Origin of the sequence: Nostoc punctiforme PCC 73102 (assembly GCF_000020025.1) — a bacterium.
Classification (GTDB): domain Bacteria; phylum Cyanobacteriota; class Cyanobacteriia; order Cyanobacteriales; family Nostocaceae; genus Nostoc; species Nostoc punctiforme.
Map to the genome: position 1 here is coordinate 538085 of NC_010628.1, position 25724 is coordinate 563808.

At 43.0% G+C, this 25724-nt stretch carries 23 protein-coding genes and 1 pseudogene; 14 read left to right on the forward strand and 10 right to left on the reverse strand.

Annotated features, from left to right (window positions below; all coding sequences use genetic code 11):
* Nucleotides 1–46: 46 nt before the first annotated feature.
* Complete coding sequence (locus tag NPUN_RS02245; protein WP_012407242.1) at nt 47–658, forward strand: GerMN domain-containing protein; 612 nt, start codon at nt 47–49, stop codon at nt 656–658.
* 64 nt (nt 659–722) lie between these two features.
* Here NPUN_RS02245 and NPUN_RS02250 read toward each other — a convergent pair whose 3' ends face one another.
* From NPUN_RS02250 to efp, 3 genes are all read right to left on the reverse strand, one after another.
* Entirely contained in the window at nt 723–1070 is a 348-nt protein-coding gene (locus NPUN_RS02250) for an ArsR/SmtB family transcription factor (protein ID WP_012407243.1), read from the reverse strand.
* Between the two features lie 75 nt (nt 1071–1145).
* On the reverse strand, nt 1146–1703 hold the full coding sequence (gene accB / locus NPUN_RS02255; protein WP_012407244.1) for an acetyl-CoA carboxylase biotin carboxyl carrier protein: 558 nt from the start codon (nt 1701–1703) through the stop codon (nt 1146–1148).
* A gap of 108 nt (nt 1704–1811) precedes the next feature.
* Complete coding sequence (gene efp / locus NPUN_RS02260) at nt 1812–2369, reverse strand: elongation factor P (protein ID WP_012407245.1); 558 nt, start codon at nt 2367–2369, stop codon at nt 1812–1814.
* A 235-nt stretch (nt 2370–2604) separates the two neighbouring features.
* On the opposite strand from efp, the gene NPUN_RS02265 reads away from it, so the two are divergent.
* Complete coding sequence (locus NPUN_RS02265; protein WP_041565854.1) at nt 2605–3711, forward strand: peptidylprolyl isomerase; 1107 nt, start codon at nt 2605–2607, stop codon at nt 3709–3711.
* 54 nt (nt 3712–3765) lie between these two features.
* Here the strand turns inward: NPUN_RS02265 and NPUN_RS02270 are convergent.
* Nucleotides 3766–4342: pseudogene (locus NPUN_RS02270) on the reverse strand (Uma2 family endonuclease).
* An 89-nt stretch (nt 4343–4431) separates the two neighbouring features.
* On the opposite strand from NPUN_RS02270, the gene thiL reads away from it, so the two are divergent.
* On the forward strand, nt 4432–5454 hold the full coding sequence (thiL, locus tag NPUN_RS02275) for a thiamine-phosphate kinase (RefSeq protein WP_012407248.1): 1023 nt from the start codon (nt 4432–4434) through the stop codon (nt 5452–5454).
* 67 nt (nt 5455–5521) lie between these two features.
* Here thiL and NPUN_RS02280 read toward each other — a convergent pair whose 3' ends face one another.
* On the reverse strand, nt 5522–6535 hold the full coding sequence (locus NPUN_RS02280) for a type I glyceraldehyde-3-phosphate dehydrogenase (protein WP_012407249.1): 1014 nt from the start codon (nt 6533–6535) through the stop codon (nt 5522–5524).
* 116 nt (nt 6536–6651) lie between these two features.
* Complete coding sequence (nadD, locus tag NPUN_RS02285; protein ID WP_041565137.1) at nt 6652–7278, reverse strand: nicotinate (nicotinamide) nucleotide adenylyltransferase; 627 nt, start codon at nt 7276–7278, stop codon at nt 6652–6654.
* Nucleotides 7279–7681: 403 nt separating this feature from the next.
* On the opposite strand from nadD, the gene murC reads away from it, so the two are divergent.
* The 4 genes from murC to NPUN_RS02305 all read left to right on the forward strand — a co-directional run bounded on the left by murC (nt 7682) and on the right by NPUN_RS02305 (nt 11486).
* Nucleotides 7682–9127 (forward strand): UDP-N-acetylmuramate--L-alanine ligase, encoded by a 1446-nt coding sequence (gene murC, locus NPUN_RS02290; RefSeq protein ID WP_012407251.1) that lies wholly within the window; start codon nt 7682–7684, stop codon nt 9125–9127.
* Between the two features lie 125 nt (nt 9128–9252).
* Entirely contained in the window at nt 9253–10251 is a 999-nt protein-coding gene (gene murB, locus NPUN_RS02295; RefSeq protein WP_012407252.1) for a UDP-N-acetylmuramate dehydrogenase, read from the forward strand.
* 179 nt (nt 10252–10430) lie between these two features.
* Nucleotides 10431–10778: a YbaB/EbfC family nucleoid-associated protein gene (locus NPUN_RS02300; RefSeq protein ID WP_012407253.1), complete on the forward strand. Its 348-nt coding sequence runs from the start codon at nt 10431–10433 to the stop codon at nt 10776–10778.
* A 228-nt stretch (nt 10779–11006) separates the two neighbouring features.
* Entirely contained in the window at nt 11007–11486 is a 480-nt protein-coding gene (locus tag NPUN_RS02305; protein ID WP_083782455.1) for a low molecular weight protein-tyrosine-phosphatase, read from the forward strand.
* Between the two features lie 26 nt (nt 11487–11512).
* On the opposite strand, the gene NPUN_RS02310 is transcribed toward NPUN_RS02305, so the two are convergent.
* Nucleotides 11513–12196: a response regulator transcription factor gene (locus NPUN_RS02310; protein WP_012407255.1), complete on the reverse strand. Its 684-nt coding sequence runs from the start codon at nt 12194–12196 to the stop codon at nt 11513–11515.
* 694 nt (nt 12197–12890) lie between these two features.
* Here NPUN_RS02310 and smpB point away from each other — a divergent pair.
* Together smpB and NPUN_RS02320 are read left to right on the forward strand one after the other, a co-directional pair.
* Nucleotides 12891–13358 carry an SsrA-binding protein SmpB gene (gene smpB, locus NPUN_RS02315; protein WP_012407256.1) on the forward strand — a complete coding sequence of 156 codons (468 nt, stop codon included), beginning with the start codon at nt 12891–12893 and terminating at the stop codon, nt 13356–13358.
* Between the two features lie 181 nt (nt 13359–13539).
* A complete protein-coding gene (locus NPUN_RS02320; RefSeq protein WP_041565139.1) occupies nt 13540–13818 on the forward strand; it encodes a WGxxGxxG family protein in 279 nt (92 codons plus the stop codon).
* Nucleotides 13819–13881: 63 nt separating this feature from the next.
* On the opposite strand, the gene NPUN_RS02325 is transcribed toward NPUN_RS02320, so the two are convergent.
* Both NPUN_RS02325 and NPUN_RS02330 read right to left on the reverse strand, forming a co-directional pair.
* Nucleotides 13882–15300, reverse strand: coding sequence for an IctB family putative bicarbonate transporter (locus tag NPUN_RS02325; protein WP_041565140.1), 1419 nt, complete (start codon nt 15298–15300; stop codon nt 13882–13884).
* Between the two features lie 195 nt (nt 15301–15495).
* The gene (locus tag NPUN_RS02330; RefSeq protein ID WP_012407259.1) at nt 15496–17049 is read right to left on the reverse strand and encodes a GAF domain-containing sensor histidine kinase; all 1554 of its coding nucleotides are present in this window, start codon (nt 17047–17049) and stop codon (nt 15496–15498) included.
* 560 nt (nt 17050–17609) lie between these two features.
* Here NPUN_RS02330 and NPUN_RS02335 point away from each other — a divergent pair.
* The 5 genes from NPUN_RS02335 to NPUN_RS02355 all read left to right on the forward strand — a co-directional run bounded on the left by NPUN_RS02335 (nt 17610) and on the right by NPUN_RS02355 (nt 24835).
* A complete protein-coding gene (locus tag NPUN_RS02335) occupies nt 17610–18794 on the forward strand; it encodes a DegT/DnrJ/EryC1/StrS family aminotransferase (RefSeq protein WP_083782456.1) in 1185 nt (394 codons plus the stop codon).
* A gap of 93 nt (nt 18795–18887) precedes the next feature.
* Nucleotides 18888–19781: a cyanoexosortase B gene (crtB, locus tag NPUN_RS02340; protein ID WP_012407261.1), complete on the forward strand. Its 894-nt coding sequence runs from the start codon at nt 18888–18890 to the stop codon at nt 19779–19781.
* Nucleotides 19782–20001: 220 nt separating this feature from the next.
* On the forward strand, nt 20002–20724 hold the full coding sequence (locus NPUN_RS02345) for a cyanoexosortase B system-associated protein (RefSeq protein ID WP_012407262.1): 723 nt from the start codon (nt 20002–20004) through the stop codon (nt 20722–20724).
* Nucleotides 20725–21084: 360 nt separating this feature from the next.
* Nucleotides 21085–22449 carry a polysaccharide biosynthesis/export family protein gene (locus NPUN_RS02350; protein ID WP_012407263.1) on the forward strand — a complete coding sequence of 455 codons (1365 nt, stop codon included), beginning with the start codon at nt 21085–21087 and terminating at the stop codon, nt 22447–22449.
* A gap of 211 nt (nt 22450–22660) precedes the next feature.
* Nucleotides 22661–24835: a GumC family protein gene (locus NPUN_RS02355; RefSeq protein WP_012407264.1), complete on the forward strand. Its 2175-nt coding sequence runs from the start codon at nt 22661–22663 to the stop codon at nt 24833–24835.
* A 138-nt stretch (nt 24836–24973) separates the two neighbouring features.
* Here NPUN_RS02355 and NPUN_RS02360 read toward each other — a convergent pair whose 3' ends face one another.
* Entirely contained in the window at nt 24974–25645 is a 672-nt protein-coding gene (locus NPUN_RS02360; RefSeq protein ID WP_012407265.1) for a rhomboid family intramembrane serine protease, read from the reverse strand.
* Nucleotides 25646–25724: the final 79 nt, after the last annotated feature.

The following is a 25724-nucleotide window of genomic DNA, read 5'->3' on the forward strand; positions in this document are numbered from 1 at the left end:
CCTCACATAACGACCATATCAGCCCTCAGTCAGGAAGGTTTCGAACATGAAAGACCAACAAGGATCTAATCGCATTTCTTCAGGCACAATTGCAGCCGTTTCAGCAGTGGTTGTAGCGGTGGGTGGCGGTGTGGCTTGGTTTACTACACACTCCAGCAATCCTCCCACACCATCAAACCCCTCTGGACCCATCGCTCAACCAGCACAGCCATCAACTAGGCAGCCAGCTAATGAGCAAAGCCCTAATGTTTATTGGCTCAGACCAAAAGACAAAAGTGTTGCTTTGGTTCCCCAACCTGTTAAAGTCGCTTCTATACGAGCCAGCCAGCCTTTAGAAGCAGCTTTTCAAAGTTTGTTGGCAGGGCCGACAGAAGGAACAGATTCCACAACTATCCCCAAAGGAACTAAGCTGTTGGGACTGAAATCAGAAAATGACGAAGTTCACGTTAATTTATCTGAAGATTTTACCAGTGGTGGTGGTAGCACATCAATGATGGGTCGTGTCGGACAAGTTGTTTATACTGCGACAAGTTTAAATCCTAAAGCAAAGGTTTACATTGACGTGAACGGTAAACCATTGGATGTTTTAGGTGGTGAAGGCGTAGAGTTACAACAACCATTAACTCGTGAAAGCTTTGAGAAAAATTATCAGCTTTAGTTATTGGTCATTAGTCATTAGTCATTAGTCATTAGTAAAGGACAAAGGACAAATGACAACTGACCTAACGTTTGCTATTTAATACACGAAAATTACGGGCTTGCTCCTCTAACCTTGTGGCCAGGCGATCGCAAACCCGATTACACAAATCAAAAATCATTTCATCTTCCACCCGGTAATAGGCGCAAGTTCCTTCACTGCGGCGGCTAAGGATACCTGCTTGCCACATTACCTTCAGGTGTTTTGACACATTTGCCTGAGAAGTCTGTGTTGCCTCTACCAACTCTTGCACGCATTTTTCTTCATCCCGTAATAAGTGGAGCAGCCGCAAGCGCATCGGCTCACTTAACAGGCTGAAGTATTCAGCTACTTGTTGCACCACTTCTGGCGGTAAAGGCAACGTTTGTTTCATCAGGATTAACCCGCAAGGACTGAAGTTTTAACGATGACTCATTTTAGATGACTCATTTGATATATAGATTAATACTTAATCAGGGTTAATTCGCATCAAAGGTTGACCATATTCTACAGCGTCACCATTTTGGAGAAGAATTTCCATCACCTGTCCAGAGACTTCGGCTTCGATTTCATTCATCAGCTTCATGGCTTCAATGATACAGACTGTTTGACCCTTGCGGACGCGATCGCCAACTTCCACAAATGCCGCTTCTCCGGGCGCAGGAGCGCGATAAAACGTTCCCACCATTGGGGAAGGCACTTCTACTAATCTCTGATCGATGATTGAGGGAGGATTTACTGACAACTGCAATTGTGTGCTAGTACCAGTATTCTCAAACACGCGAGATGTGGACACCTCCGTTACCTGACTCGCGTTCACCTGGTTTCCCCCAGATGAACCCGATGTCAGGCCAGAACCTACCACACCGCCGAAGGTCGCTTGACCTACCGACAACATCTGATTGCTGACGCTCACAGCCTTACGGACTGTTAGTTCAAAATCATCGCTTTTGAGCGTGACTTCTGCAATATCTGTTTGTGCGATAGTTGCCAATAGTTGGCGGATTTCATTAAAGTCCAATGGCACAGTTTTTATTACCTCGACCTAACCGTAAATTAGCATCTTAAGTGTGGCAGGGATTAAATCCCTATGTAGGGATTTCAAGCGGGACTTGCGTCTCCGTAGAGATGAAAGTTATTCCCTGCTGATATATTTATCTTCCTGGGTATCAACTTTGATGCGTTCTCCTTGGGAAATAAACAAAGGAACCATCACAATTGCACCAGTTTCCAAAGTTGCGGGTTTTGAGCCACCTGTGGCAGTGTCACCTTTTAAACCTGGATCTGTTTGTACAATTTCCAGAACCACAGATTTAGGCAATTCTACTCCCAGCACCTGATCGCCCCACTTAATAACTTCAGCTTCCATACCTTCCTTCAGGTATTTGACGCGATCGCCAATTTGTGTGCGGGTCAATCTGCCTTCTTCATAGGTTTCCATATCCATAAAGACGAACTCATCGCCCTCTTTATAGGTATGTTGCATCGTGCTTTTTTCTAGAGTAGCTTGGGGCACAGTTTCCCCAGCTCGGAACGTTTTTTCCATCACGCTCCCACTCTGGACATTTTTTAACTTAGTTCGGACAAAGGCGGAACCTTTGCCTGGTTTGACGTGCAAGAATTCAAGCACTCGCCATACAGACCCATCTAATACAATCGAAACACCGGGTCGAAAGTCGTTACTGGAGATCATGAAACTTTCAAATTTTGGAAGACAATCGGCATTTATTGTACCCTTCTAGAGTCGTCATTGGGCATTTGTCATTAGTCATTTATCATTTGTCATTAGTCACTTGTACTGAGCGACTTGCCTTGAGCGAAGTCGAAAGGAGTCGAAGTATTTGTCATTTATCCTCCGCCCTTAACGTGGGAAGATTATTGATGGGTTACGTCCAGTCAACAATTTAATGCTGCATTTGAGTTATCCCATGCTTAACTTATTAAAATCCTGGCTGAAGAACAGCCTAATGGCAATACTGCTGGTAACAATATTTTTAGGCATAACTACAGCTGGGTGGACTCCCTCCAGTAGCGCCGCGCTGCCAGCCGGCAACGCAATTACCGACGGCAAGGCTTTGTTGCGGTATGCACTCCCGATAGATAACAAACCTGTACGGCAACTACAAGCCAGTTTAGAGGACATCTCTGCCCAACTGCGGGCTAATCGGCGATGGGGTGCTATTTCCAAGGACATCAGCAAAGCATCCCGAATTCTCGATAAACCCTCCCAAATCTTAACAAGCGTTCCCACAGAACGCCAACCCCAAGTAGAAGCTTGGATTACCGAGTTGAAATCTGGGGTGGGTAAATTAGAAGAATTGGCGAACAACAAAGATAAAGAACAAATTCTGCAAGAGAGAGGCAAACTTCTAAATCTTGTGACTCAGATAGAAGAGTCAATGGTAAAAGAATTCCCCTTTGAAGTGCCTGCCCAATACAGTAATCTGCCACAACTTAAAGGTCGCGCTACTGTAGAATTCAAAACCAACAAAGGCGATTTGACTGTCGTAGTGGATGGTTATAGTGCCCCTGTCACTGCTGGTAATTTTGTAGATTTAGTACAAAGGGGTTTTTACAATGGCTTAGAGTTTACCCGTTCTGAAGAATCTTACTTTCTGCAAACTGGAGATCCTGCAGGTAAAGATGTAGGTTTCATTGATCCCAAGACGGGCGAATATCGCGCTATTCCCTTAGAAGTTTTAGTTCAGGGTGATAAAACACCTACTTATGGTATTACGCTAGAAGAAGCTGGTCGTTACGTTGATATGCCAGTTCTGCCTTTCTCTGCTTTTGGTGCAGTAGTCATGGCTCGTCCCGAAAGTGAAGTAAATGGTGGTTCATCGCAATTTTTCTTCTTTCTCTTTGAACCGGAACTCACCCCCGCTGGACGCAACCTATTAGATGGTCGCTATGCCGTTTTTGGCTATCTCACCGAAGGCAAGGAAGTTTTGGATAAACTAAAGGCGGGTGACAAAATTGAATCGGCAAAAGTCGTTCAAGGAATAGAAAATCTGGTTGAGCCGCAAGCAGCATAAGAAGAGAGTAGGGGGAGAATAATTCCTGTACAGACGCGATTAATCGCGTCTCTTCTAACTCCCCTGATTTAGATTCCCGGCGGTGAATACTTGATCAACTGCGTTCACGAAGTGTGCCGAAGGTATCGCTAATTCTGAAAAAGTCCGTGATACAATTTCCTAAGTACCAGTAAAAACTGTTTCTTCGTAAAATCCATCTTCCAGTAGTAAAACTGAAACTTTTGCTTTCAATGGGTCTACAATCCAATATTCAGGAACCTCTAAGGCCGCATATTCAGATCGCTTATGGCGATAGTCCCGTTTCACCGACTCTGGACTGACCACCTCGACAATTAGTAACGGCGGTGACTGAAATACTGCTGAGGCATTCAACAATTCTCTAGCTTGCTCCACTGTTACTACACACAAATCAGTCAACCTAGATTTATTTCTACCCGTTCTCACCCCACTTTCTCGAAAACACAGCCAAGGCGAGCTACAACGTTTAATTTCTGCCTTGAAAGCAGTATCCAAAGAATCGACAATCAGAAAATGTTCAATAGTAGGTGGATTCATTAGCTCTAGCTTGCCAACCATCATCATAGGTTAAGTACTCTTCAAATGTGATGCTGGTTACTGGTGTTGTTACCATCCCAACTGACTCCTAGACGATACCCTTATATTAAACAGTAAAACAAATCATCAGTTTTCTTAGTAATTTTGCAACGCGGAAAACCGATTGTGAACAGTAATTTCTCTTCTCAACAAGTACAAGATATTGGTGAACAAGGTCTTTTAGAAAGATTACAGCGCTTCTGTCCGTCAGAAATTATTGGAGATGATGCAGCAGTACTTGTGACTGCACCAGAGCAATCTTTGGTAGTGACTACAGATGTGCTGATTGACGGCGTACATTTTAGCAACCTCACCACTTCCCCAGAAGATGCTGGTTGGCGAGCTGCTGCTGCCAATCTATCAGATTTAGCGGCAATGGGCGCTTCTCCATTGGGAATTACCGTCGGGTTAGGACTCCCTGGTGAAGTTAGGGTGAGTTGGGTTGAGCGACTGTACCAGGGAATAACAGAATGCCTGCAAAAATACAATACCTCAATTGTCGGAGGTGATGTGGTGCGATCGCCTGTGACGACTTTGGCAATTACCGCTTTTGGTCAAGTTTCCCCTTATCGAATTATCCGCCGTTCTGCTGCTGTTATCGGAGATGCGATCGTCGTTACAGGCGTTCATGGAGCTTCCCACGCTGGCTTAGAACTGCTCTTACATCCCCAATTAGGGCAAAGCCTCAAAGATGTAGAGCGCATGGCTCTAACGCGCGCACACCAGCGCCCACAGCCACGATTAGATGTCTTACCAATTCTGTGTAAAATTTTAGCATCCCCATCCCCCATACCCATTGCCGGTATGGATAGCAGCGATGGTTTGGCCGATGCAATTATCCAAATCTGCCGCGCCAGTGGCGTTGGCGCTGTCCTAGAACGCAGACAAATTTCCATGCCAGCAGCTTTTGACCATTGGCTAACAGAAGAGCAAGCGCTAGCTTATGCTCTATATGGTGGCGAAGACTTTGAATTAGTGCTTTGCTTGCCACAAAAGTCAGCATTAGCCTTAGTACAACATCTTGGTCAAGATGCTGCGATCGTAGGCAACATTACACCCGGATCAACAGTACTATTGCACGACGAACAAAAAAAATTCCCTGACCAAGTTCTGAGCCTTAGCCAGGGATTTCAGCATTTTAGTCAATAGTACTTTGTCATTTGTCCTTTGTCTTTTGTGAAAAACTAATGACCAATGACTAATGACCAATGACAAATTATTGCCACTTCTCAGCTACCAATTCTGCCAAATCCAAAACTCGTTGGCTGTAACCCCACTCGTTGTCATACCACGCCATAACTTTTACTAAGTCATTGCCCATAACCAAAGTCAAGCTGGAATCGACAATCGAAGAAGCATCACTACCTTGATAATCGGAAGATACCAATTCTAGTTCGCTATAGTCCAAAATGCCTTTAAGTGGGCCCTCAGCAGCATCTTTGAGAGCTTGGTTAACTTCTTCAGTAATAGTACGCTTCTCAACCTGAACTACGAAATCTACCATTGAGACGTTCGGGGTTGGTACACGCAAGGCAACGCCATTAAGCTTGCCTTTCAGGTCTGGGATAACCAGCGCCACTGCTTTCGCTGCACCAGTGGAGGTGGGTACAATGTTTATCGCTGCGGCCCTCGCCCGTCGCAAATCCCGGTGAGAAGCGTCTAGCAAACGCTGGTCGCCTGTATAGCTGTGGGTGGTGGTCATCGTACCTTTGATGATGCCGAACTTATCGTTCAATACCTTGGCAATTGGTGCCAAGCAGTTGGTAGTACAGCTAGCGTTACTGATAATGTTGTGTATGTTGTGGTCATAATCATGATGATTCACACCAACCACAAAAGTGCCATCCTCGTTTTTACCAGGAGCGGTAATCAGAACTTTCTTGGCTCCAGCATTCACATGCTTTAGCGCTCCTTCTTTGCTAGTAAATACGCCTGTTGCTTCGATAATTAGGTCAATTCCCCAATCTCTCCAGGGCAACTTTTCTGGGTTGCGATCGGATACGCACTTAATGGTCTTACCGTTAACGATGATAGAGTTATCATCGGCACTAATCTCAGCACCTTTGATCTTGCCTAGCATCGAGTCATACTTCAGCAGGTGAGCATTGGTTCTAGGATCTGATGTGTCATTAATAGCGACAAGATCGATTTGACTATTCTCTCTACCCACCCAGCAACGCGCAAAGTTACGTCCAATCCGCCCGAAACCGTTGATTGCAACTCTAATCACAGTGTCTTGCCCTCTGTATTTATGCTTATATGTTGATATCGTTGACCCCAATCATATCGCAAAGGGGGGGGGCACTTTTAACCATAAAGTGTTAGATCAATAAAAAAACACATAATTTATTCAGATTTGTTCGAGTAGAAACTGTTGTTAGTGATATATGATCTGACCGCTTCCGGTACTAAATAACGAATTGACTGGCGTTCGCGACACAATTTGCGAATTAGACTTGACGAAACTCCTACTAAAGGTATATTCAGGAGTTGCCAGTAAATGGTATATGACTGCTCCCTCATTTGTTGCTCCACTTGCTTGCAGATTAATTTGCTTTGAGTTATAGTCTCACCACCTAGCAGTCGGGGTGCGATTAACCAATCACACATTTGTGCTAGTTCGTGTCCACGGTACCAACGAGGTAAGGTTTGGAAAGTATCCAAGCCCACAATCCAGTACCAGTGAGTATTTGGGTAACAAGCAGATAAGTCAATCAGAGTGTTAATGGCGTATGAAGTCCCAGAGCGATTTGCCTCCACTAGTGAGACAGTAAACGCTGGGTTATCTTTTATGGCTAATTGCAGCATTTCCACGCGATGCTCAAACAAAGCTGCTTCTTTATGAGGAGGATTTAGGGATGGCACCCAAATTACCTTTTCAAGAGATACTTCTTGCATTGCTGTCTCGGCTATGAGCAGGTGTCCCCAGTGAATTGGATCAAATGTGCCACCAAAAATTGCTAGTTGCTGCATCCAGTTATGCCTGGGTTTTATGCAATTGAAAAATAGTTTCATTACCAATGTACTATTGTAGTCAATTCACGGCTAAACTTGATGCAATTTCAAATCAGTTTCACTAAACAATGTATTATGTAGCCAATTCCAGTAAGGTAGACAAAAATATGTATTTGACATTACAAGAATTTCTTTCCCGATGTAGCCAAAATTTTCAGAATAATCTTAACAACAGTTCAGAAATAGTAAAAACCTCCAACCAAGGTAAAATCATTCTGAACACGCAAAACCAGACTAGAAACAACATCTGGGCATTAAACATAAATACGATATAGGAGTAGTTACGGTAAAAATCAAATTCCTGTTATGATACGCGTGTCATTTGTGATTATGGTGTGGTGTGGTGTAAAAGGAGCAATAAATGACTAATTCTGTAGATTTTAGTGGTAGACCATTTCATTTTATTGGTATCGGTGGCATAGGTATGTCTGCTCTGGCATACGTTCTCGCCAAGCGTCAATTTCCAGTATCAGGTTCGGATCTTCGTCCAAACCACATTACGCACAAATTGGAATCTATCGGTGCCCATATTTTTGGTAGACAAGAGGCAAGTAATCTCGAATTCTTTCGTCCTCAAGTATTAAATTCACAAGAACAATTAGCTGCTGATACTAAGTCAAAACTACCTCAAGTCATTTGTTCAACAGCAATTAACACGAATAATTTAGAATATAAAGCAGCGTTGGAATTAGGTTGTCCAGTTTTACATCGTTCAGACGTACTAGCCGCCTTAATTGCCGATTACTACAGTATTGCAGTAGCAGGAACACACGGCAAAACTACAACCAGTAGTATGATTGGCTATATGCTTCTGGAAGCAGGTCTCGACCCAACGATTTTAGTAGGTGGCGAAGTCAATGCTTGGGAAGGTAATGCTCGATTAGGACAAAGCCAATATTTGGTAGCCGAAGCAGATGAATCTGATGGTTCCTTGGTAAAACACGCTCCAGAAATTGGCATCATCACCAACATTGAACTCGATCATCCTGACCATTACGATACATTAGAAGAAGTCATTGACATCTTCCAGACATTTGCTAAGGGTTGTAAAACTTTAATAGGTAGTATTGACTGTGCAACAGTGCGCGATCGCTTACAACCCACAATCAGCTACAGCTTACACTCAGATACCGACGCTGACTACACCGTTACTAATATTGATTATCGTGCTGATGGTACCACGGCTCTAGTTTGGGAAAGAGGCAAAGCCTTGGGCGTGTTGAAGTTGCGGCTGCTTAGTCGGCACAATCTCAGCAATGCTCTAGCAGCAGTAGCTGTTGGTCGCGCCTTGGGCTTAGAATTTGGAGCGATTGCCAAAGGTATTGCAACCTTTGAAGGAGCAAGGCGACGCTTTGAACTCCGGGGTGAGGTTGATGGTATTACCTTCATTGATGACTATGCTCATCATCCTAGCGAGATTCGCGTTACTCTCGCCGCCGCACGTTTACAGGCAAGGCCAGGACAAAGAGTGGTTGCTATCTTCCAACCCCATCGCTATAGCCGGACACTGACCTTTTTAGAAGAATTTGCCGAGTCCTTTACCCATGCTGATTTGGTTGTGCTGACTGATATTTACAGTGCAGGCGAACCCAATTTAGGTCAAATTACTGGTGAACAGCTAGCGGCAGAAATTGCTAAACAGCATTCGCAGGTAGTTTATCAACCAACTTTACCATCAGTGTGTGAGTACTTGCTACAAACACTACGCCCAGGAGACTTAGCGCTGTTTTTGGGGGCTGGGAACTTGAATCAGGTGATTCCTGAAGTAATTACCGCATTTTGCGAACCGGCTAAAGCCACATCTTAAGTGGAGACCCTGTAAAGACTTCATTTCTGAACAAAGTGCCCGTCTAGCAACGGTTCCATCTGTGAACTCTATTACCGTATCTTTGCGGTAAATTAATGTAAAAATTTTACCCATATAAAGTAAAAATGACCATTTCCCAGGCAGCTGGAAACGTCTGCACAGTTTCTGCTTTGAATACAAAGAAACATCAAACAACTAATTCGGTGGATAGTGAAGTAATTTACTTACCAAATACTGATTGTACGATCAAGTCCCAGGCTTGTTTGTCAGCGTTTACTTCCTATAGGGTTGGGGGAGCAGCTGATTTGTACGTTGCCCCCCGAAACTTAGAAGCACTGCAAGCCAGTCTGAAATACGCAAAAGAAGGCGATCTAAAGGTTACAACCCTGGGAGCAGGTTCTAACTTGCTAGTGAGCGATGGTGGTATATCAGGCTTAGTCATCGCGACTCGTCATCTCCGCTTCAGCCACTTTGACCCCCAAACCGGTCAATTAACCGTTGCTGCTGGAGAATCAATTCCCAGCTTGGCATGGGCGGCAGCAGAATTAGGGTGGCAAGGATTGGAGTGGGCTGTTGGTATACCTGGAACAGCCGGAGGTGCTGTGGTAATGAATGCAGGGGCACATAATAGCTGTATCGCAGATATGTTAGTGAGTGCCGAGGTTCTTTCACCCGATGGGACGCTGGAGACTCTTACCCCGGAACAGTTAGGTTATAGCTACCGGACTTCATTATTGCAAGGTGGCGATCGCATAGTCACCCAAGCCACCTTACAACTCGCGCCAGGTGCAGACCCAGCAAAAGTTGTAGCAATCACCAAAGAACACAAAAAGCATCGGTTAAGCACCCAACCATATAACTTCCCCAGTTGTGGGAGTGTGTTCCGCAATCCCAAACCTTACAGTGCTGGCTGGTTAATTGAACAAACTGGCCTCAAAGGCTACCAAATTGGTGGAGCGCAAGTAGCACTACTCCATGCTAATTTCATCGTTAACCGTGGTGGAGCCAAAGCTAGTGACATCTTCTGTCTCATTCGCCACATCCAACATCAGGTGCAAGAACGTTGGTCTATTAATTTAGAGCCAGAAGTCAAAATGCTCGGAGAGTTTCAAGGTGCTTGCTGAAACTTTCAATTCCGGGGATGGGGATTGGGAACTAGGCATATCAGTAAAGATGTGTCATAACCAATGCCCAGTGCCCAATTCCCAGATGCATTAATTATTGGTAAAAAAAGAGGCAAATTACTTACCGCATCTATAATTGAATTTGATTTGTTATTCAACGCACAAGCGTACAAATAATTATGACAGGAAAAGGACAGGGATTTGGTTTTGGTTTAGGAAAAATGAAGGAACTAGCCGATGCTTTTAAGAAAGCACAGCAAGTTCAAGAAGGTGCAAAGCGACTCCAAGAAGAATTGGAGCAAATGGAGATTCTAGGAGAATCTGGCGGTGGTCTGGTGAAGGTGATTGTCAGTGGGAACCAAGAACCCAAGCGGGTAGAAATTTCTCCAGATGCTCTTGCAGAAGGTGCAGAAGTACTTTCCGATCTCGTGACGGTGGCAATGAAAGAAGCCTATAACAAGTCCACAGCAACAATGCGGGAACGTATGGAAGAATTAACCAGTGGGTTGGAGTTACCTGGATTTTAGTCATTGGTCATTAGTCATTGGTGAGCCAGTACGGTCTTCTCCGAAAGGGAGAGGCTAGCGCCTTCGCGGAGCGTCTCGTAGAGAAGGGGGTTTCCCCCATGAGCAACTGGTGTTAGCGTTCGCGTAGCGTCTCGTAGAGAAGCGGTAGCAACGTAGGAGCGTCACCCGAATGGTCATTTGTCAAAAGACAAAGGACAAATGACTATTGACAAAGGACAAAAAACATCTATGCCTTACAAGTTGCTATTTGTCTGCTTAGGTAACATCTGCCGATCGCCATCGGCAGAAAACATAATGAATCATCTAATTGAGCAGGCAGGCTTGAGCGATGCCATCATCTGTGATTCAGCTGGTACATCTAGTTATCACGTGGGTAGCCCACCTGACAGACGCATGAGTGCTGCGGCTGCTACAAAGTTGGGAATTAAACTACGTGGTCAAGCACGCCAGTTTCAAAAGTCAGACTTTCAAGACTTTGATTTAATTTTGGCGATGGATCAAGAAAATTATGAGAATATCCTCACTCTCGATCGCACTGAGCAATATCAGCATAAAGTGCGTTTGATGTGTGAGTTTTGCTCTCGACACACCTTAAAGGAAGTTCCAGATCCTTACTACGGTGGTCAAGACGGATTTAATCAGGTTATTGATTTACTAATTGATGCTTGTGAAGGTCTGCTCACAAAAGTTAAAAGTGAAGAGTTCTGAGTTTTAATTCCTAACTCCTCACTTTTTTATTCGACTAAACCATGCTTCATAGCAAAACGCACTAATTCTGCTCGGTTGCTGGTTGAAGTTTTTCTCAATAAACTGCTAACGTACTTTTCCACTGTGCGGGGACTCAGGTGTAGCTGATGACCCATATCGGCATTAGACAAACCATGAGTCAATAACTCTAAGACTTCTTGTTCTCTATGAGTTAGGGATGAGTGTAAGTGGGATGTCTGAATTTGAGTAGACAGAGAATTATGGGCATCCCCCGGTTTTGTTAAGCCGGAAATGCCCAAACTTTCTTTATGAGAAAAGCGATACTCCGATTGAATAATTTGCGATCGCTCCAAAAGATTGCGGATTGCTGCTGCTAACTCTTCCAATTCAAAAGGTTTGGGTAAGTATAAATCGCACCCTGACTGATAGCCCAGAATTCTTTCCTGGGTCTTAGTTCGGGCTGTTAATAAAATTACAGGTAATAACCGAAACATTGCTTGTTGACGCACCCTACGCACCAGTTCGTAGCCATTCATCTGTGGCATGATGATATCCGTGACAATCAAATCAGGATTATACTCATCCACCATAAACAAAGCCTCTTGACCGTCATTAGCCGTGATCACTGAGTAGCCAGACAGTTCAAGATAGTCGCTAACAGACAGACGAGTGCCCAAATCATCATCCACTACAAGGATCGTCAAGGGCATGGACAATACACCCCTAGCATTTTTTTTACTCAGAAATTTGCTTCTACGCGCTTCATAAGTGAACACTGGCAAGAATAGTGTTCTTATGTTTCATACTATGACAGGATTACCAGGTAATGACTGCCTTCAGGGTTGATTTATAAAGAAAATCTTAAATCTTTTATAAGGTTAACGAAGTGCAACTCACTTTTAACTCCCTCAGCTCAGGAAGCATAGAGAGCTTTTTAATTTGTAACAACTCATTAATAAGACAGAGCAGATTTCCATTATAGTATAAATTATTATTAATTTTATCAGTAATTTACCAAAATATAAGTTAAGTAGCCATGATTGAAATAAGTTTGTAGAGAAGGCTTCAGCCCTCTCTACGAGTAGCGTCTTGTAACAAGATACCCAACAAGCTATACTACAAACCTTTAATTATTTACGCCGATTTACTTACCAAGTCTTTGTGAAACTGCACAAAATCAAGCTTGGTGAAACTTGAGGTAAAATCCCCAAGTTCTGGATAAACCGCAGATGTAATCAATATCAGGTAACTTTTAAGTTACCTAAAAACTCTTAATTGTGAACTTATAAAAGCTAAATTAGTGATATAGAGTTCAATATTTATAGCGGTTATAATGAATACCCTATAATTCGCAAGGCAATCCAAATAATTTTTTAGGTACATTTAAAACGCACAAAATTATCAATGAGCGACAAGAACGAAGGTTACAAAGTTATTGCTGACAACCGTCAAGCCCGTTATTTGTATGAAATTCTGGAAACTTACGAAGCCGGAATTGAGTTGACAGGAACCGAGGTTAAGTCAATTCGTGCGGGTAAAGTAAATCTCCAAGATGGCTATGCTTTGCTTCGCAATGGCGAAGCATGGTTGATCAATATTCATATCTCGCCCTACAACGCCAGTGGACAATATTTTAATCATGAACCACGGCGGACACGAAAGCTGCTGTTACATCGTCAAGAACTTCGCAAGTTAATTGGCAAAGTAGAACAGCAGGGTCTAACTTTAATCCCTTTGAAAATGTATCTCAAACGGGGCTGGGTAAAAGTGAGTATAGCCCTTGGCAAAGGTAAAAAGCTCCATGATAAGCGAGAAGACCTGAAACGACGGCAAGATCAGCGTGACATTCAACGCGCAATGAAAAGTTATTAAGGGTCATTGTGGTTCACACTACCACACCAGAGTGAGAAACGATTGCTGTAAAAACCATGTTGTATGTCCACAGCGTGACTTATAAAAATCCCTAGTTTATAGCCACAGATTGATTTTATTAAGGTTGGGAATCGATACAGTGGTGAGTAACTTCGGATGGCATAAGGAATTGTCACAACTTATGAAAAGTAATTTCATTACAGCTGTTGGCGCAGGCATTCTCACCTTGAGTATGGGAATTTTACCCTTAACTCTATCCGCACAAGCTCAGACGACAACTGATCCCGGAGCCAATACTGCTCCCAGAACGACCACTTACGATCGCAACGATTTTGATTGGGGTTGGCTAGGATTACTTGGTTTATTCGGTCTAGCTGGTTTGGCAGGTAAAAAGCGTGATAACGAACCGACTGCTTATCGGGACCCTAATGCCCCAGGTGCCACTACTTACAGGGACTAGACAACTCAAGATTCATTCATTTGTCAGTTGTTCAGTAGAAAAACAACTGACAATTTGCTTGTTTTAGTTTACTGCTGGTTCTGGGTTAGATGGATTTGTCTGGTTTTGAGTTAAAGGTGTCCAGTAGCTGGCAATTAAAGCAACGATGAGCCACCAGAGGGTATTGACTTCAGGACGATACCAGACAGTATCTACAGTGCCGTGAGCGAGCATACCCAACAAAATAGCGATCGCTCCAATTAACCAAAATCCCTCTACACTTCTCAATCGTCGCAATCGTCGTACTTGCAAAAGCGCCGTATTAAATGTGACGATTATTAGCCAGAGAAAGCAAGCTAAACCAACAAACCCAGTTTCTACAGTCACTTCAAACAAAATCGAATAAGCACTTAAAGCAGTGTACCGAGGGTGTTGGTAGAGCGGATAAACTTTATTAAAAGAGTTGTGACCAGGGCCAATACCGAAAATTGGGCGATCGCGAATCATCTCAAAGACAGCATCCCACACATTTCGACGAAAATTATTACTACTATCTTGACGGTCAGCAAAAATGCTGAACACCCGCAGGCGAACTGGCTCTACAAATATCACTGCTAACAGTAATATCCCAATTAAACCTCCTAAGACAATGGGCAGCGACCAAGTACGCCAAAAAGGAGGCATTTCCACACTCTTCCAAAAAACTAGCAATGCCATCACCGCCAAAACTGCCACCACTAGTCCAATCCAACCGCCACGACTAAAAGTCAGGATCAGGCAGGCAGTATTGACAATCAACATTGTTAATGCTAAGGCTTTTTTGAGCCAACTTTGCCATGCAAAAATTGCCACCAAGCTAAAAATTACTGCTGGTAAGAGGTATCCAGCCAATAAGTTGGGATTTCCTAAATAACTGTAGACTCTTGTAGTCTTAGACAGAGGAGATTCCGGATCAACCCAAGTTGCCAGTGCTGTGGCTCCAAAAAACCATTGCCGCAATCCATAGACACTGACAATTAACGATACGTGCAGATAAAGGGTGAGAATCCAAGACCGGAGGCGAGGCGACCTTAATACCCTGGCACAAAGGGCAAATAGTAGCAAATACAAGGTCAAAGTTCCCAAGTCGTTAAGTGCCGCTTTTTTCACTGGTGATAATGCTGTTGCGATTACGGCAATTCCCCAGTAGAGCAATACCAGTAGATGAATGGGAGTGACTGACGAGACATTTGCTGGTGTGACTTCATCAGATAAAGTCAACAATAGCCAAAATCCCACACAAGCGACCAGCAATAAACCTACCAAAGTACTCGAAGCAAAAGGTGCAAGGGCATATATTGAGCTGAGTAATACAGCTGCTATCGCATCTCCCCACTGAATCAAGACGCTGGTTTGCCGCCAAGAGCTTAACAGTCCCACCAGAGAACGGTGTACGTAACTGGTAGCAAGATATTCTTTGAGCGGTAAAGATGATAAAGTAAATAGTTGCCAGACTAAATTCATAAAAAACATTGCGATCAATTAGCCTGCCGACGCAGAACTTGGATTTGATCATAATGCCTATGGCTATAAAAAGGTAATAACGTAGTTTGTAAATTAGTAATGACGCTCTTAATTCATGTACTTACTACATAGAAAAGTATGAATTTGCCTTTCTCTATTCCCTATCACCTGTAATCTGTTCTCTACAGGCTGCGATCAGACATCACTAATTGCTTGTGAGGGAGTTGCCAGTTGCAGTGGCAAAGAAAGCACATAACGATATCCTGATTCTGGTGAACCTTGAATCAAAATTTGTCCAGCGTGCAACTCTGCCAATTGACAACTTAGCAATAGACCCAAGCTTTCACGAGAAAGACTTCCATGTAATTTAGCTAAATTTAGACCGGAACTCGCAGCAAGAAAATTGGAGTGGGAATCACTCAGGCTTTTTGAATTGTCCACTGCTACTGATGAAGTATCTAGTTGCTGTTGTCCTTCTGTATGAGTATTGTAAGTTGCTACCTCACCTGTTAACTCTAGCAGCGACAAAGAATTGAGACGGAAGTAGGGGTCAACCTCAGTAATACCGTCCCCTAACCAGGGATGAGAAACCCAAATAGTAATGTTGAGCGTATCTTCTTTGTAAGAGACATGAATGCGAACAATGCTACCTGTAGCCGAAAGTTGAATCACACTGAAAACCAGGTGATATAACATTTGCCGCACCTTGTCTTTATCTAAAGGCCAAATGCGATTACGTCCCGGTTCTATAGAGAGGCGAATGTCTTGCTCGCGGCGATTAGCCACTTCTTCAAGGGTATTGATAGCTTGTTGGCATAGCATTTCAATATCCACAGGAGCTAAATTCAGTACAGTTGAGTTGTCATCCATAGCTCCTAGTTCGGTAATTTCGTTTACTAGGGAAAGTAAATACCGACCACTATGTTGGATAATTTCTAAATATTCTCTTTGCTTAGTCGTCAAAGGCCCATAAATTTCACGTCCTAAAACACTAGCCATACCAAGTACAGATGTTAAAGGCGTGCGTAACTCCTGAGTTAACTGACCCAAAAGTTCCAATTTCAGTTGCTTGGTAGAAACAGAGTCGTTATCTTGAGTGGGTGCGGTGATTTTAATTTCAGTGTTACGTTCGTCATTAAGTGAAAATATAGGAGCGGTCTTGAGAGTGGTTGATTCGAGTTTGCCTTGCAAAAGTCGGTTACGCTCAAATTCACTCATGCTCCAACGAGCTATGATTTGTAAAAACTCAATGTCTCGGGTTGTAAAATTGCGTGGCACTAAATCCATCACTGCCAACGCACCTAAACAATGTCCCTCAGCATCAATGAGTGGCGCTCCTAAGTAAGCACGAATACCATAATCCTGCACCAGCTTGCTGCTAACAAGTACTGGGTCTGTAAGTTTATGTGTATCATTAATTACAAATATTTGAAGACTCTCTACAACCTGAGTGCAGAACGATTCCCTGCGTGACAGTTGGCGGCTTTGTGCCAAATGATTCATTAGCCCTAGCCTAGATAAGCCCACTGCTGACTTAAACCAGTGACGTTCTTGATCCACAAATCCCAATATGGAAATTGGTGCTTCCAAAAAGTGTGCAGCAGTCTGTGTGGCTTCTTCAAAAACCGGAATTGTTTCTGGTTGCCGCAAACCTAAATCCGACAAAGCTTTTAGGCGTTGCTGTTCTCTTGATTCATGAGAATCCCAACCATCCTTTAGGGCAAATAATTTGTTTTCAGGCTCTATCATTGCCACTGCTACCTTAATAATTTCTCTATCGTGTAATTGATCCAAGTCCTATTTCTAGGTTATCAATTGCTATTTTTAAGCATTCCCTAATTTTGCCTCTGACAAACAAATTTAGGGCAAAATTTTTTCTCCCTTCCATTAACTCGGCGATGCGGTATGCACAAGTTACTAATTACTGGTGCTAGATATTCTTTATTTAGTACTGATGTAGTCTTTATTGCTTGGGATTTTACAGTCAGATTGCGTTAGATTTGGATTCAGCCAGGGTAAGCTAACCCTAAGGATACAATACAAAGGAGCTGTCATTATTTATGTACAGAAGGAAAAATTTTTACTAGCAAACTCTAAGTAAATTAACTTACGGAAATTATATTTGAGTAATTTTTATAGCAATTATTACTTATAACAGCTAGCACTTATGGCTGACAATCCTAGATAGTTTATATAAGTCTCGATCGAATAGATTGAACCTATTACAATTTCATACTGAAAATTGTGTGGGCTTTTTTATTTTTTCCATTTGAGGAAATATTTTTTGAGGACAACTACTAATGAATAAAATGGCTGTTAGAGTTCCTTTTGTAGACCTGAAGTTGCAACATGAACCAATTCAAATGCAATTGCAATATGCAATCCAATCTGTATTGGAACAGGGAGATTTTATTTTAGGGCAAGCACTCTCAGATTTTGAAGCAGCATTTGCGGCAGTATCGGAGGCAGCTTATGGTGTTGGTGTTGCATCAGGAACAGATGCGATCGCTCTCGGATTGCAAGCTTGTAATATTGGTGCTGGCGATGAGGTAATTTTACCAGCCAACACTTTCATTGCTACCTTGATTGGGGTTATCCGCGCTGGCGCGAAGCCAATTCTGGTAGATTGCGATCGCCAAACAGCTTTAATTGATTTAGAGGCCGCAGCAAAGGCAATTACGCCTCAAACTAAAGCAATTATTCCTGTACATCTCTATGGTCAAATGGTATCGCCACGTGAACTCATCAAATTTGCTGATACCTACAAACTACTAATTTTTGAAGATGCCGCCCAAGCACACCTTGCCCAAAGAGACGGATATCACGCTGGCTCAGTAGGCATAGCAGCAGCTTTTAGTTTCTATCCCAGCAAAAATTTGGGAGCATTTGGGGATGGGGGAATGCTGCTGACACGAAATTCAGATGTCGCCCAGAAGATGGGACGTTTGCGAAATTATGGTGCATCGCAAAAGTATTTTCATACTGAACCTGGTACAAATAGCCGCTTGGATACTTTACAAGCAGCTATTTTGCACCAAAAATTACCATATTTGCCACAGTGGAATCGCGATCGCTTGACTATTGCCCAGCAGTACGATCTTGAACTAGCACCCTTGGCAACTACTGGTATTATCCCTATAGAAAACCAAAGTGATACAGGACACGTTTATCATCTTTACGTCATTAAAGTTGATGATTCTTGCCCAATAGAACGCCAGCAACTCCAGGAAAAACTCACAGCGGTAGGAATTCAAACTGGCATTCACTATCCAATTCCTTGTCATCTCCAGCCAGCGTTCAGCAACTTAGGCTATCAGCCTGGAGATTTCCCTCAAGCAGAAAAACTGTCACAGCAAATATTATCATTACCGATGTATCCTGGTTTGAGCAGTAGCCAAGTTAAAGAAGTTGTAGCTGCGATCGCTCATGCAGTTTCAACAACTTCTAAGGTAGATGAAACCTCCAATGCTGACCTTGACAGCGTGGTAGCCTAAAGTTAATTCATACTTATAATATGTGCATCCAACAATTAGACATTTGTTCTTTGTCAGTTGTCCTTTGCAAATGACCAATGACCAATAAAAATCATGGCACTCCAGCAACAGATTAAAAAAAGAAACGCCTCAGACTTATTGAATCTAGCTATTATAGGCGTTTTGCTGCTGCTTTATGCGCCTATATTGCTACACTGGTTAGATGGTTGGCTGAACAAAAATATCAGTACAGAACACGAATATTTCAGCCACGGGATTATTGGTTTACCATTTGCGGCTTATTTGGCCTGGATGAACCGGAAAAAGTGGACACGTTTACCAGAGACCATACATCCTTTGAGCGCTGTTTTATTGTTACTAGGGGCAGTGTTTTATCTTAGTGGTGTTACAGAGTGGGTTAACCTTTCCTTGCCCGTTATCCTGGCAGGATTATGTTTGTGGTTTAAAGGAATAGCAGGTTTGCGATCGCAAGGATTCCCTCTGCTACTGGTATTTTTGGCCACCCCGACGGCAGCACCCTATCTCATTGCGCCCTATACCTTGCCTCTGCAAAGCTTCATCGCTGGTACGGCAGGTTTCATATTGAATCAATTTGGTATGGACGTAACAGTAAATGAAACCAATCTCTACGTGGGAGGACGCATTGTAGAAGTTGCGCCCTATTGTGCAGGGTTGAAAATGTTGTTCACGACTCTCTACGTTGGCTTGATGCTGCTTTATTGGACAGATGCTTTATCTTCACGGCGCACAACCATATCGTTTTTATCTCTTGCTGCGATCGTTAGTACTATTGCCAATATCATTCGTAACACTTTACTAACTTTCTTTCACGGTACAGGTCAAGAAGCGGCTTTTAAATGGCTACATGAAGGTTGGGGTGGTGACTTATACTCTGCTTGTATGCTGGTGTCATTAGTACCCCTACTGAATTGGATTAATAACTATTTTTCAACATCTCTAGAAACTGAGCAAGAAACAGAAAGTTAGAACTATTGGGCATTGAGCAGAAGAGGCAGAGGAGTAGGGGGGATTGGGCATTGGGCATAGAGAAGAGACAAGGAAGAGACTTATTCAATAATTTCCCCTTGTCCCCCTCGTCCCCTAATCCTTTCCTGCTCCCCTGCTTCTTATCTACTCATAAATATTACTGAACTCACGGTGTGATTTTATAAAGTAAAATTTTGCCTAAGTAACACAAATTTTACTGATGATTTCATTCTCCAAGTTTTTCAAAGAAAACCAGTTCAATCAGGTAGCAGCACTTTTGTTATTGCTACTACTGCTAGCAATAGGAGGGGTTCCTGGATATCTGACAGGACACTGGCAATGGAAACAGCCGCTACCTGTTACCAACCTCCACGAGTTAAAACAGATCCGTAACGCTGGGTTAGCCCTTCCTGGTTGGCAAACTATTGAACAAGCAGAACAGGAAATTGGCGAACATAAATGGTCTTTGCAGGTACTTAAAAAAGAAGGTTCCCAATCCCAGGCAATCCTGCTTTTGCTGCCGCAAAATGGGCCTATGGATCAACCAGAGGTAGAGTGGACAGATGTTAACGGCTGGGGAAGATCGCGCTGGGGAAAGTGGGATATAGCGCAATCTCGTTCTGCCGTATTTACTGTGAAACCCTCTGGCAAGTTGGCTTCTAATGTTGAAAGTAAAGTAGAAGCTAGGTTCTTTCGTGCCGCCACACCACAGCAAACCTTCGCTGTCTTGCAATGGTACGCAATGCCAGACGGCGGAAATCCATCACCTTTTCACTGGTTCTTGGCAGATCAATTGGCCCAGTGGCGCAAGCAACGCATTCCCTGGGTAAGCGTGAGCATTCTGATCCCGATGGAACCTTTAGGGCAGGTAGAAACATCTTGGTCTTTAGCCAAGTCTATGGGGAAAACAGTGCAAAGTACATTGATGGCAGGCCCTTTGTAATGTCTCTGATGAATGCCTTTGTGCAGAGATTCATCAGAAGTAAGTAAGTTGGTAGAAATAAACCAAATTAGGTTACGAAACGTAAATAGTCTTAAAGTCCTTACTGATGAACAATGACAAAGGACAAATGACAGTCCTTGCTAGTTAGCTTTAATTGCGCCAACCAACTTATCTTTATAAATTGCATTCAGGCTAGAACTTAGACAAAAGATGTTAATAATATGAAGCTAGTATTTAAATTTAGTAAAGTTATTCTCTTTTTCCTAGTCAATACTTGCAGACTCCAGAGACATTGGGGACATTAATAGAGTAAAATAACGACTCGGCGCGAATAATTCTCATATCATTTTTTCTGCACCGATGTTCATAGATCCCACTTCTTATATGCGTGCATTCAGCGCCCTTTGTTTTATTAGTCTTCAAGTAGGAGTTTTTTTAACAACACCTATCCAACTTGTCCTTGCCCAGCCTTTTCCATCTCAAGGACAATCACCAAGGCAACCCCCCTCGCCTGTGCCAGGTACTGAGACTGAGGTTATACCTACAGGTACAAATGACGAAACTTCCAGCCAACTCAGCCGCTACCTCTTGGGTCCAGGAGATATAATTGGCGTTGTACTTCAGCGTCCTCCTGGCCCATACCGCTTAGGTATAGGAGATGGAATTAGCGTTTCGGTTCAGCGCTTTCCAGATTTGAGTTTTCAAGCTTTAATCAACCCAGAAGGTAACATTGTAGTGCCACTACTGGGAACAGTTTCTTTACAAGGTTTAACTTTAGAAGAAGCTCAAGAAAAAATTCGCTTGGGTTTAAATCGTTATGTTGTCGATCCAGTAATAGTTTTAGCTTTAGCAGCGCAGCGTCAAGACTTAAGTTTTCAAGCTGTAATTAGTCCCGAAGGCAACATCGTAGTACCACAAGTGGGAACAGTTTCTTTACAAGGTTTAACTTTAGAAGAAGCTCAAGAAAAAATTCGCTTGGGTTTAAGTCGCTTTTTCCCAGATCCAATCGTAGTAGTATCTTTGGCAGGGACGCGACCAGTTCAAGTTACCGTTAGCGGAGAAATATTCAGACCAGGAATTTATCCGATTAATTCAGCAACACCCCGCGTTGCTGATGCCTTGCTAATATCTGGGGGTTCAACGTTAAATGCAGACCTGCGACAAATACAAGTACGCCGCAAGTTAATTGATGGTTCTGTGATTTCACAAACTATTGACTTATATGCAGCACTGCAAAATGGCGGTTCAATCCCTAATTTACGCTTACAAGACGGAGATGCGATACTCGTCCCCCGTCGTGAAGTTGGTAATGATGACGGTTATGACCGCAATTTGGTAGCACGTTCATCTTTAGCCACACCACAGATTAGAGTCCGGGTTTTAAACTACGCTGCGGGAGGTCTCTCTATTCAAGCACTGCCTAACGGCAGTACATTTGTAGATGCTTTGGGAGGAGTAAATCTTGATACTGCTAATCTCCGAGATATCGCTCTGGTTCGCTTTGATCCTGAACAAGGTAAAGCTGTTACCCAGAAACTTGATGCTAAAAAAGCTCTAGGAGGCGATGCGTCTCAAAATGTGGCGCTTCAAGATAATGATGTTATTGTTGTTGGTCGTAACCTCATAGGTAGAATTACTAATTTCCTAACTACCATTACCCAACCTTTCTTCAATGTTCAATCCTTTCTCCGGTTTTTTGATAACTTCGGTGGCGGGTCAAATTAGTAACTCTAAAAGAAGGATACAATCTGGAAATAGTTGGGAGTGTAGGAAGCCACATCTTCAACTGGTCTTTGAATTCGTTAATGTAAAAATATTAAACATATCAACCAATATATAGTATGAAGTTGATAGCGTTCTTGTATCAAAACCACTATCTTTAGTTTGGTGCTTCCTAAATTTTGAATTTTGAATTTTTAATTGGAGCGAAGCGACCATGACCCCACCAATTGTTAAGCGCTATCTTATTGCTTTTGATAAGTACAAGTGGATTGGACTAGCTAGTTTTGGTCTAGTTATAGTAGGGTCGACTTTGGTAGCTATGCAACCAGAGCCACCTACTAGCTATATAGCATCTGGCGCACTTACCTATAGTGGTCCACCAGTTTCGTTCTCTGCAACTGGCACTGAAATCCAACAGCAAGGAAAAGAACTGAATCAGGAAGTTTTACTCTCCAACCAGATAATTGCAGGAGTGGCCGAAAAAGTCGGTGTCAAACCGACAAAGCTGGGTAACAGTGTCGTCCTTTCTGTTCCTAAAAAAAACCCCAGGACTGGAGAATTGGAAACTAGTCTTTTGGAATTGAAATATGTAGATACCGATCCCAAACGAGGTATACAGGTCTTGGCGGAATTGATGCAAGCAATGATCAAGTTGAGTAGTGATATTAATACTGGGCGATTACAAGCAATTATTGAAAAGATTAACGATCGCGTACCACAAGCTAAACGAGAGTTGCAAGTTGCTGAAAAGAAGTTAGAACAGTACGATCGCATCGAACGAACCGCAATATTAGCAGCCGAGAATGGCAGCTTGTTAAGCGCTGTTACTGCTAGCCAAAATCTCCAACGGCAGATGCAATTAACTATTTCTGGGGTTGATGGTCAAATTCGCAGTTTACAAAATAAGTTAGGCTTAACAGTCGGACAGGCTTATGTTTCTTCTGCTTTGAGTGCCGATCCAATTATTGGGAACTTACGAGCGCAAATTTATCAAAGTGAGTCGCAAATCGCCGTACTCAAAAAGGATTTGCGACCGGAACATCCAACGATGGTTCAGCTAATGCGTCAGAAGCAAGCTGCTGAAGAATTGCTGCAACAACGTGCATCTGAGGTCTTAGGTGGTGATGGGACGGCGGCTCCGCTTCAGGGTAGCGTTGCAGGTATTCGTACCCAAAGCAGCTTAGATCCAGCCCGCCAGCAATTGGCAAACCAAATGGTGGCTTTGCAAACCCAACGGGAGACGCTGCAACAACAATTAATTCAAGAGATCCAACAAGAAGCGCGACTACGGCAAGAGTATTCTCTGATACCCAATAAGCAATTAGAGCGATCGCGTTTAGAACAGGAGGTTGCCCTCAAAAAATCTATCTACGACCAAATGCAGGTGAAGCTAACCGATGCTAAAACCGCAGAGGCAGAAACTACTAGCAGCCTCAGCATTGCCAGACGACCCACAGCGGCTGCTGATATTAAACCCCCGAAGAGTGTACCTATTACTCTTGCTGTGGGCGGTTTCTTAGGTGTGGTGATTGGTGGTGGGGTGATATTTTTGTTGGGAGCGCTGGAAGGGACTTTCAAAACCAGAGAGGATATTCGCGAGAGCCTCAAGCAACGGGAAGTGGCAGTGTTGGGAGAATTGCCTTTAATGCCAGTGGATGATTTGGATAAAGAGGCAGTACCGGTGGTCATTTCTGCTGATTCTCCTTATTTAGAATTTTATGAGAAATTCCGCAGTAATCTGCGCCGGATAGGTGGTAAAAACTTAAAAGTGGTATTGATTACTAGCACCAGTAGCTTAGAAGGTAAAACGGCAAGTGCTTATAACTTGGGTATAGCTTCTGCCCGTGCTGGTAAAAGAACCTTGATTATTGAAACAGATTTGCGATCGCCTTCCCGTTCAACATCCCTGAAAGTAATTCCTGACCCCGATGCTACAATTGAACCCCTACGTTATTACGCTAACTTAAGTGAATGTATCCGTTTAGTTCCTGATGTAGAAAATTTATACATTCTTCCAAGCCCTGGCCCTGTGCGCCAATCTGCTGCTATTCTGGAATCTAGCGAAATGCGACGGCTGATTGAGGATGTCCGCCAACGTTTTGATTTAGTGATTTTAGACACTAGTCCACTCAGTATTTCCAACGATCCTCTGTTAATCCAACCTTACAGTGATGGGATCGTATTAGTGACACGGCCACACTACACACAAGAGAATATGTTAGGTGAAGCTGTTGATCAATTGGTAGAAGCTGAACTGGGATTGTTAGGAGCAATTATTAATGGTGCTGATATCATTGTTTCTGTACCTGAAGAAGTTGCACAATCATCAACATTTACATCTGAGGTAGAAAAATCAGAAGAAGTTTCAGCAAGTGCTAGCAAAAACTGATATCCCAATAGGGAAATTTCAATATTTCAATGTTGTATAGGCGCTTCACTTTCTTACTGGGTAAGTAAGCAAAGGTTAACGCAGAGGTTTGATAGCTAGCAATTTTTTCGCTATGAATTTAGACAGAAAATGCTGTATTTAGTCCTGCCTAAACAACCCAAACACGGGAGCGAGAATTACCCCAAAAACAAAACCCCCGATATGCGCCCAGTAAGCAACTCCACCTGTTTGTACAGTCATGTGAGCAGCTGTTTGTAAGGTAGCAAGACCAGATATAACATTCTGCACAAAGAAAAGTCCAATTATCACTAGTGCTGGAATTCTGATGGTGGTGATGAAAATCCCCAAAAAAACTAAAGTCATGACTTTAGCGTGGGGAAAGCGGATGATGTACGCACCCAAAACCCCAGAAATTGCACCACTTGCCCCCAAGGAAGGAATCTCAGAATTCATACCAATGAACCATTGACACAAGGCAGCTAAAGCACCACATGCCAAATAAAAAATCAGATATTTGGCATGACCTAATCGATCTTCAATATTGTTGCCAAAAACCCAGAGGAACAACATATTTGAGATTAAGTGCCACCAACCACCGTGTAAAAATTGCGACGTAAATAATGTTATCCACTCTCCATTCAAATTGGTGGTTAACTCTTGAGGTACTACCGCATATTGACTTAAAAACTGACTCAATTGTGCATTTGACAGGCTCACCTCGTGAAGAAAAACTACAATATTTATGCCAATTAACCCGTAGGTGAAATACGGGGTGATTCGCGTCGGATTTTCGTCGTAGAGGGGAAACACAGGTGTTTTTCCTAAATTATTGGCTAATTGCAATATAGCTTGTAAGGCAAGCAGTTGCGAAGCTTAGGTAATGTCACCT

Bases quoted from the DNA above. Each gene is read 5' to 3' on its own strand.
- NPUN_RS02245 (WP_012407242.1), top strand. From the start codon at position 47: ATGAAAGACCAACAAGGATCTAATCGCATTTCTTCAGGCACAATTGCA.
- NPUN_RS02250 (WP_012407243.1), bottom strand. From the start codon at position 1,070: ATGAAACAAACGTTGCCTTTACCGCCAGAAGTGGTGCAACAAGTAGCT.
- efp (WP_012407245.1), bottom strand. From the start codon at position 2,369: ATGATCTCCAGTAACGACTTTCGACCCGGTGTTTCGATTGTATTAGAT.
- NPUN_RS02265 (WP_041565854.1), top strand. From the start codon at position 2,605: ATGCTTAACTTATTAAAATCCTGGCTGAAGAACAGCCTAATGGCAATA.
- nadD (WP_041565137.1), bottom strand. From the start codon at position 7,278: ATGCAGCAACTAGCAATTTTTGGTGGCACATTTGATCCAATTCACTGG.
- murC (WP_012407251.1), top strand. From the start codon at position 7,682: ATGACTAATTCTGTAGATTTTAGTGGTAGACCATTTCATTTTATTGGT.
- murB (WP_012407252.1), top strand. From the start codon at position 9,253: ATGACCATTTCCCAGGCAGCTGGAAACGTCTGCACAGTTTCTGCTTTG.
- NPUN_RS02300 (WP_012407253.1), top strand. From the start codon at position 10,431: ATGACAGGAAAAGGACAGGGATTTGGTTTTGGTTTAGGAAAAATGAAG.
- NPUN_RS02305 (WP_083782455.1), top strand. From the start codon at position 11,007: ATGCCTTACAAGTTGCTATTTGTCTGCTTAGGTAACATCTGCCGATCG.
- NPUN_RS02310 (WP_012407255.1), bottom strand. From the start codon at position 12,196: ATGCCCTTGACGATCCTTGTAGTGGATGATGATTTGGGCACTCGTCTG.
- smpB (WP_012407256.1), top strand. From the start codon at position 12,891: ATGAGCGACAAGAACGAAGGTTACAAAGTTATTGCTGACAACCGTCAA.
- NPUN_RS02320 (WP_041565139.1), top strand. From the start codon at position 13,540: ATGAAAAGTAATTTCATTACAGCTGTTGGCGCAGGCATTCTCACCTTG.
- NPUN_RS02325 (WP_041565140.1), bottom strand. From the start codon at position 15,300: ATGAATTTAGTCTGGCAACTATTTACTTTATCATCTTTACCGCTCAAA.
- NPUN_RS02330 (WP_012407259.1), bottom strand. From the start codon at position 17,049: ATGATAGAGCCTGAAAACAAATTATTTGCCCTAAAGGATGGTTGGGAT.
- NPUN_RS02335 (WP_083782456.1), top strand. From the start codon at position 17,610: ATGGCTGTTAGAGTTCCTTTTGTAGACCTGAAGTTGCAACATGAACCA.
- crtB (WP_012407261.1), top strand. From the start codon at position 18,888: ATGGCACTCCAGCAACAGATTAAAAAAAGAAACGCCTCAGACTTATTG.
- NPUN_RS02345 (WP_012407262.1), top strand. From the start codon at position 20,002: ATGATTTCATTCTCCAAGTTTTTCAAAGAAAACCAGTTCAATCAGGTA.
- NPUN_RS02350 (WP_012407263.1), top strand. From the start codon at position 21,085: ATGTTCATAGATCCCACTTCTTATATGCGTGCATTCAGCGCCCTTTGT.
- NPUN_RS02355 (WP_012407264.1), top strand. From the start codon at position 22,661: ATGACCCCACCAATTGTTAAGCGCTATCTTATTGCTTTTGATAAGTAC.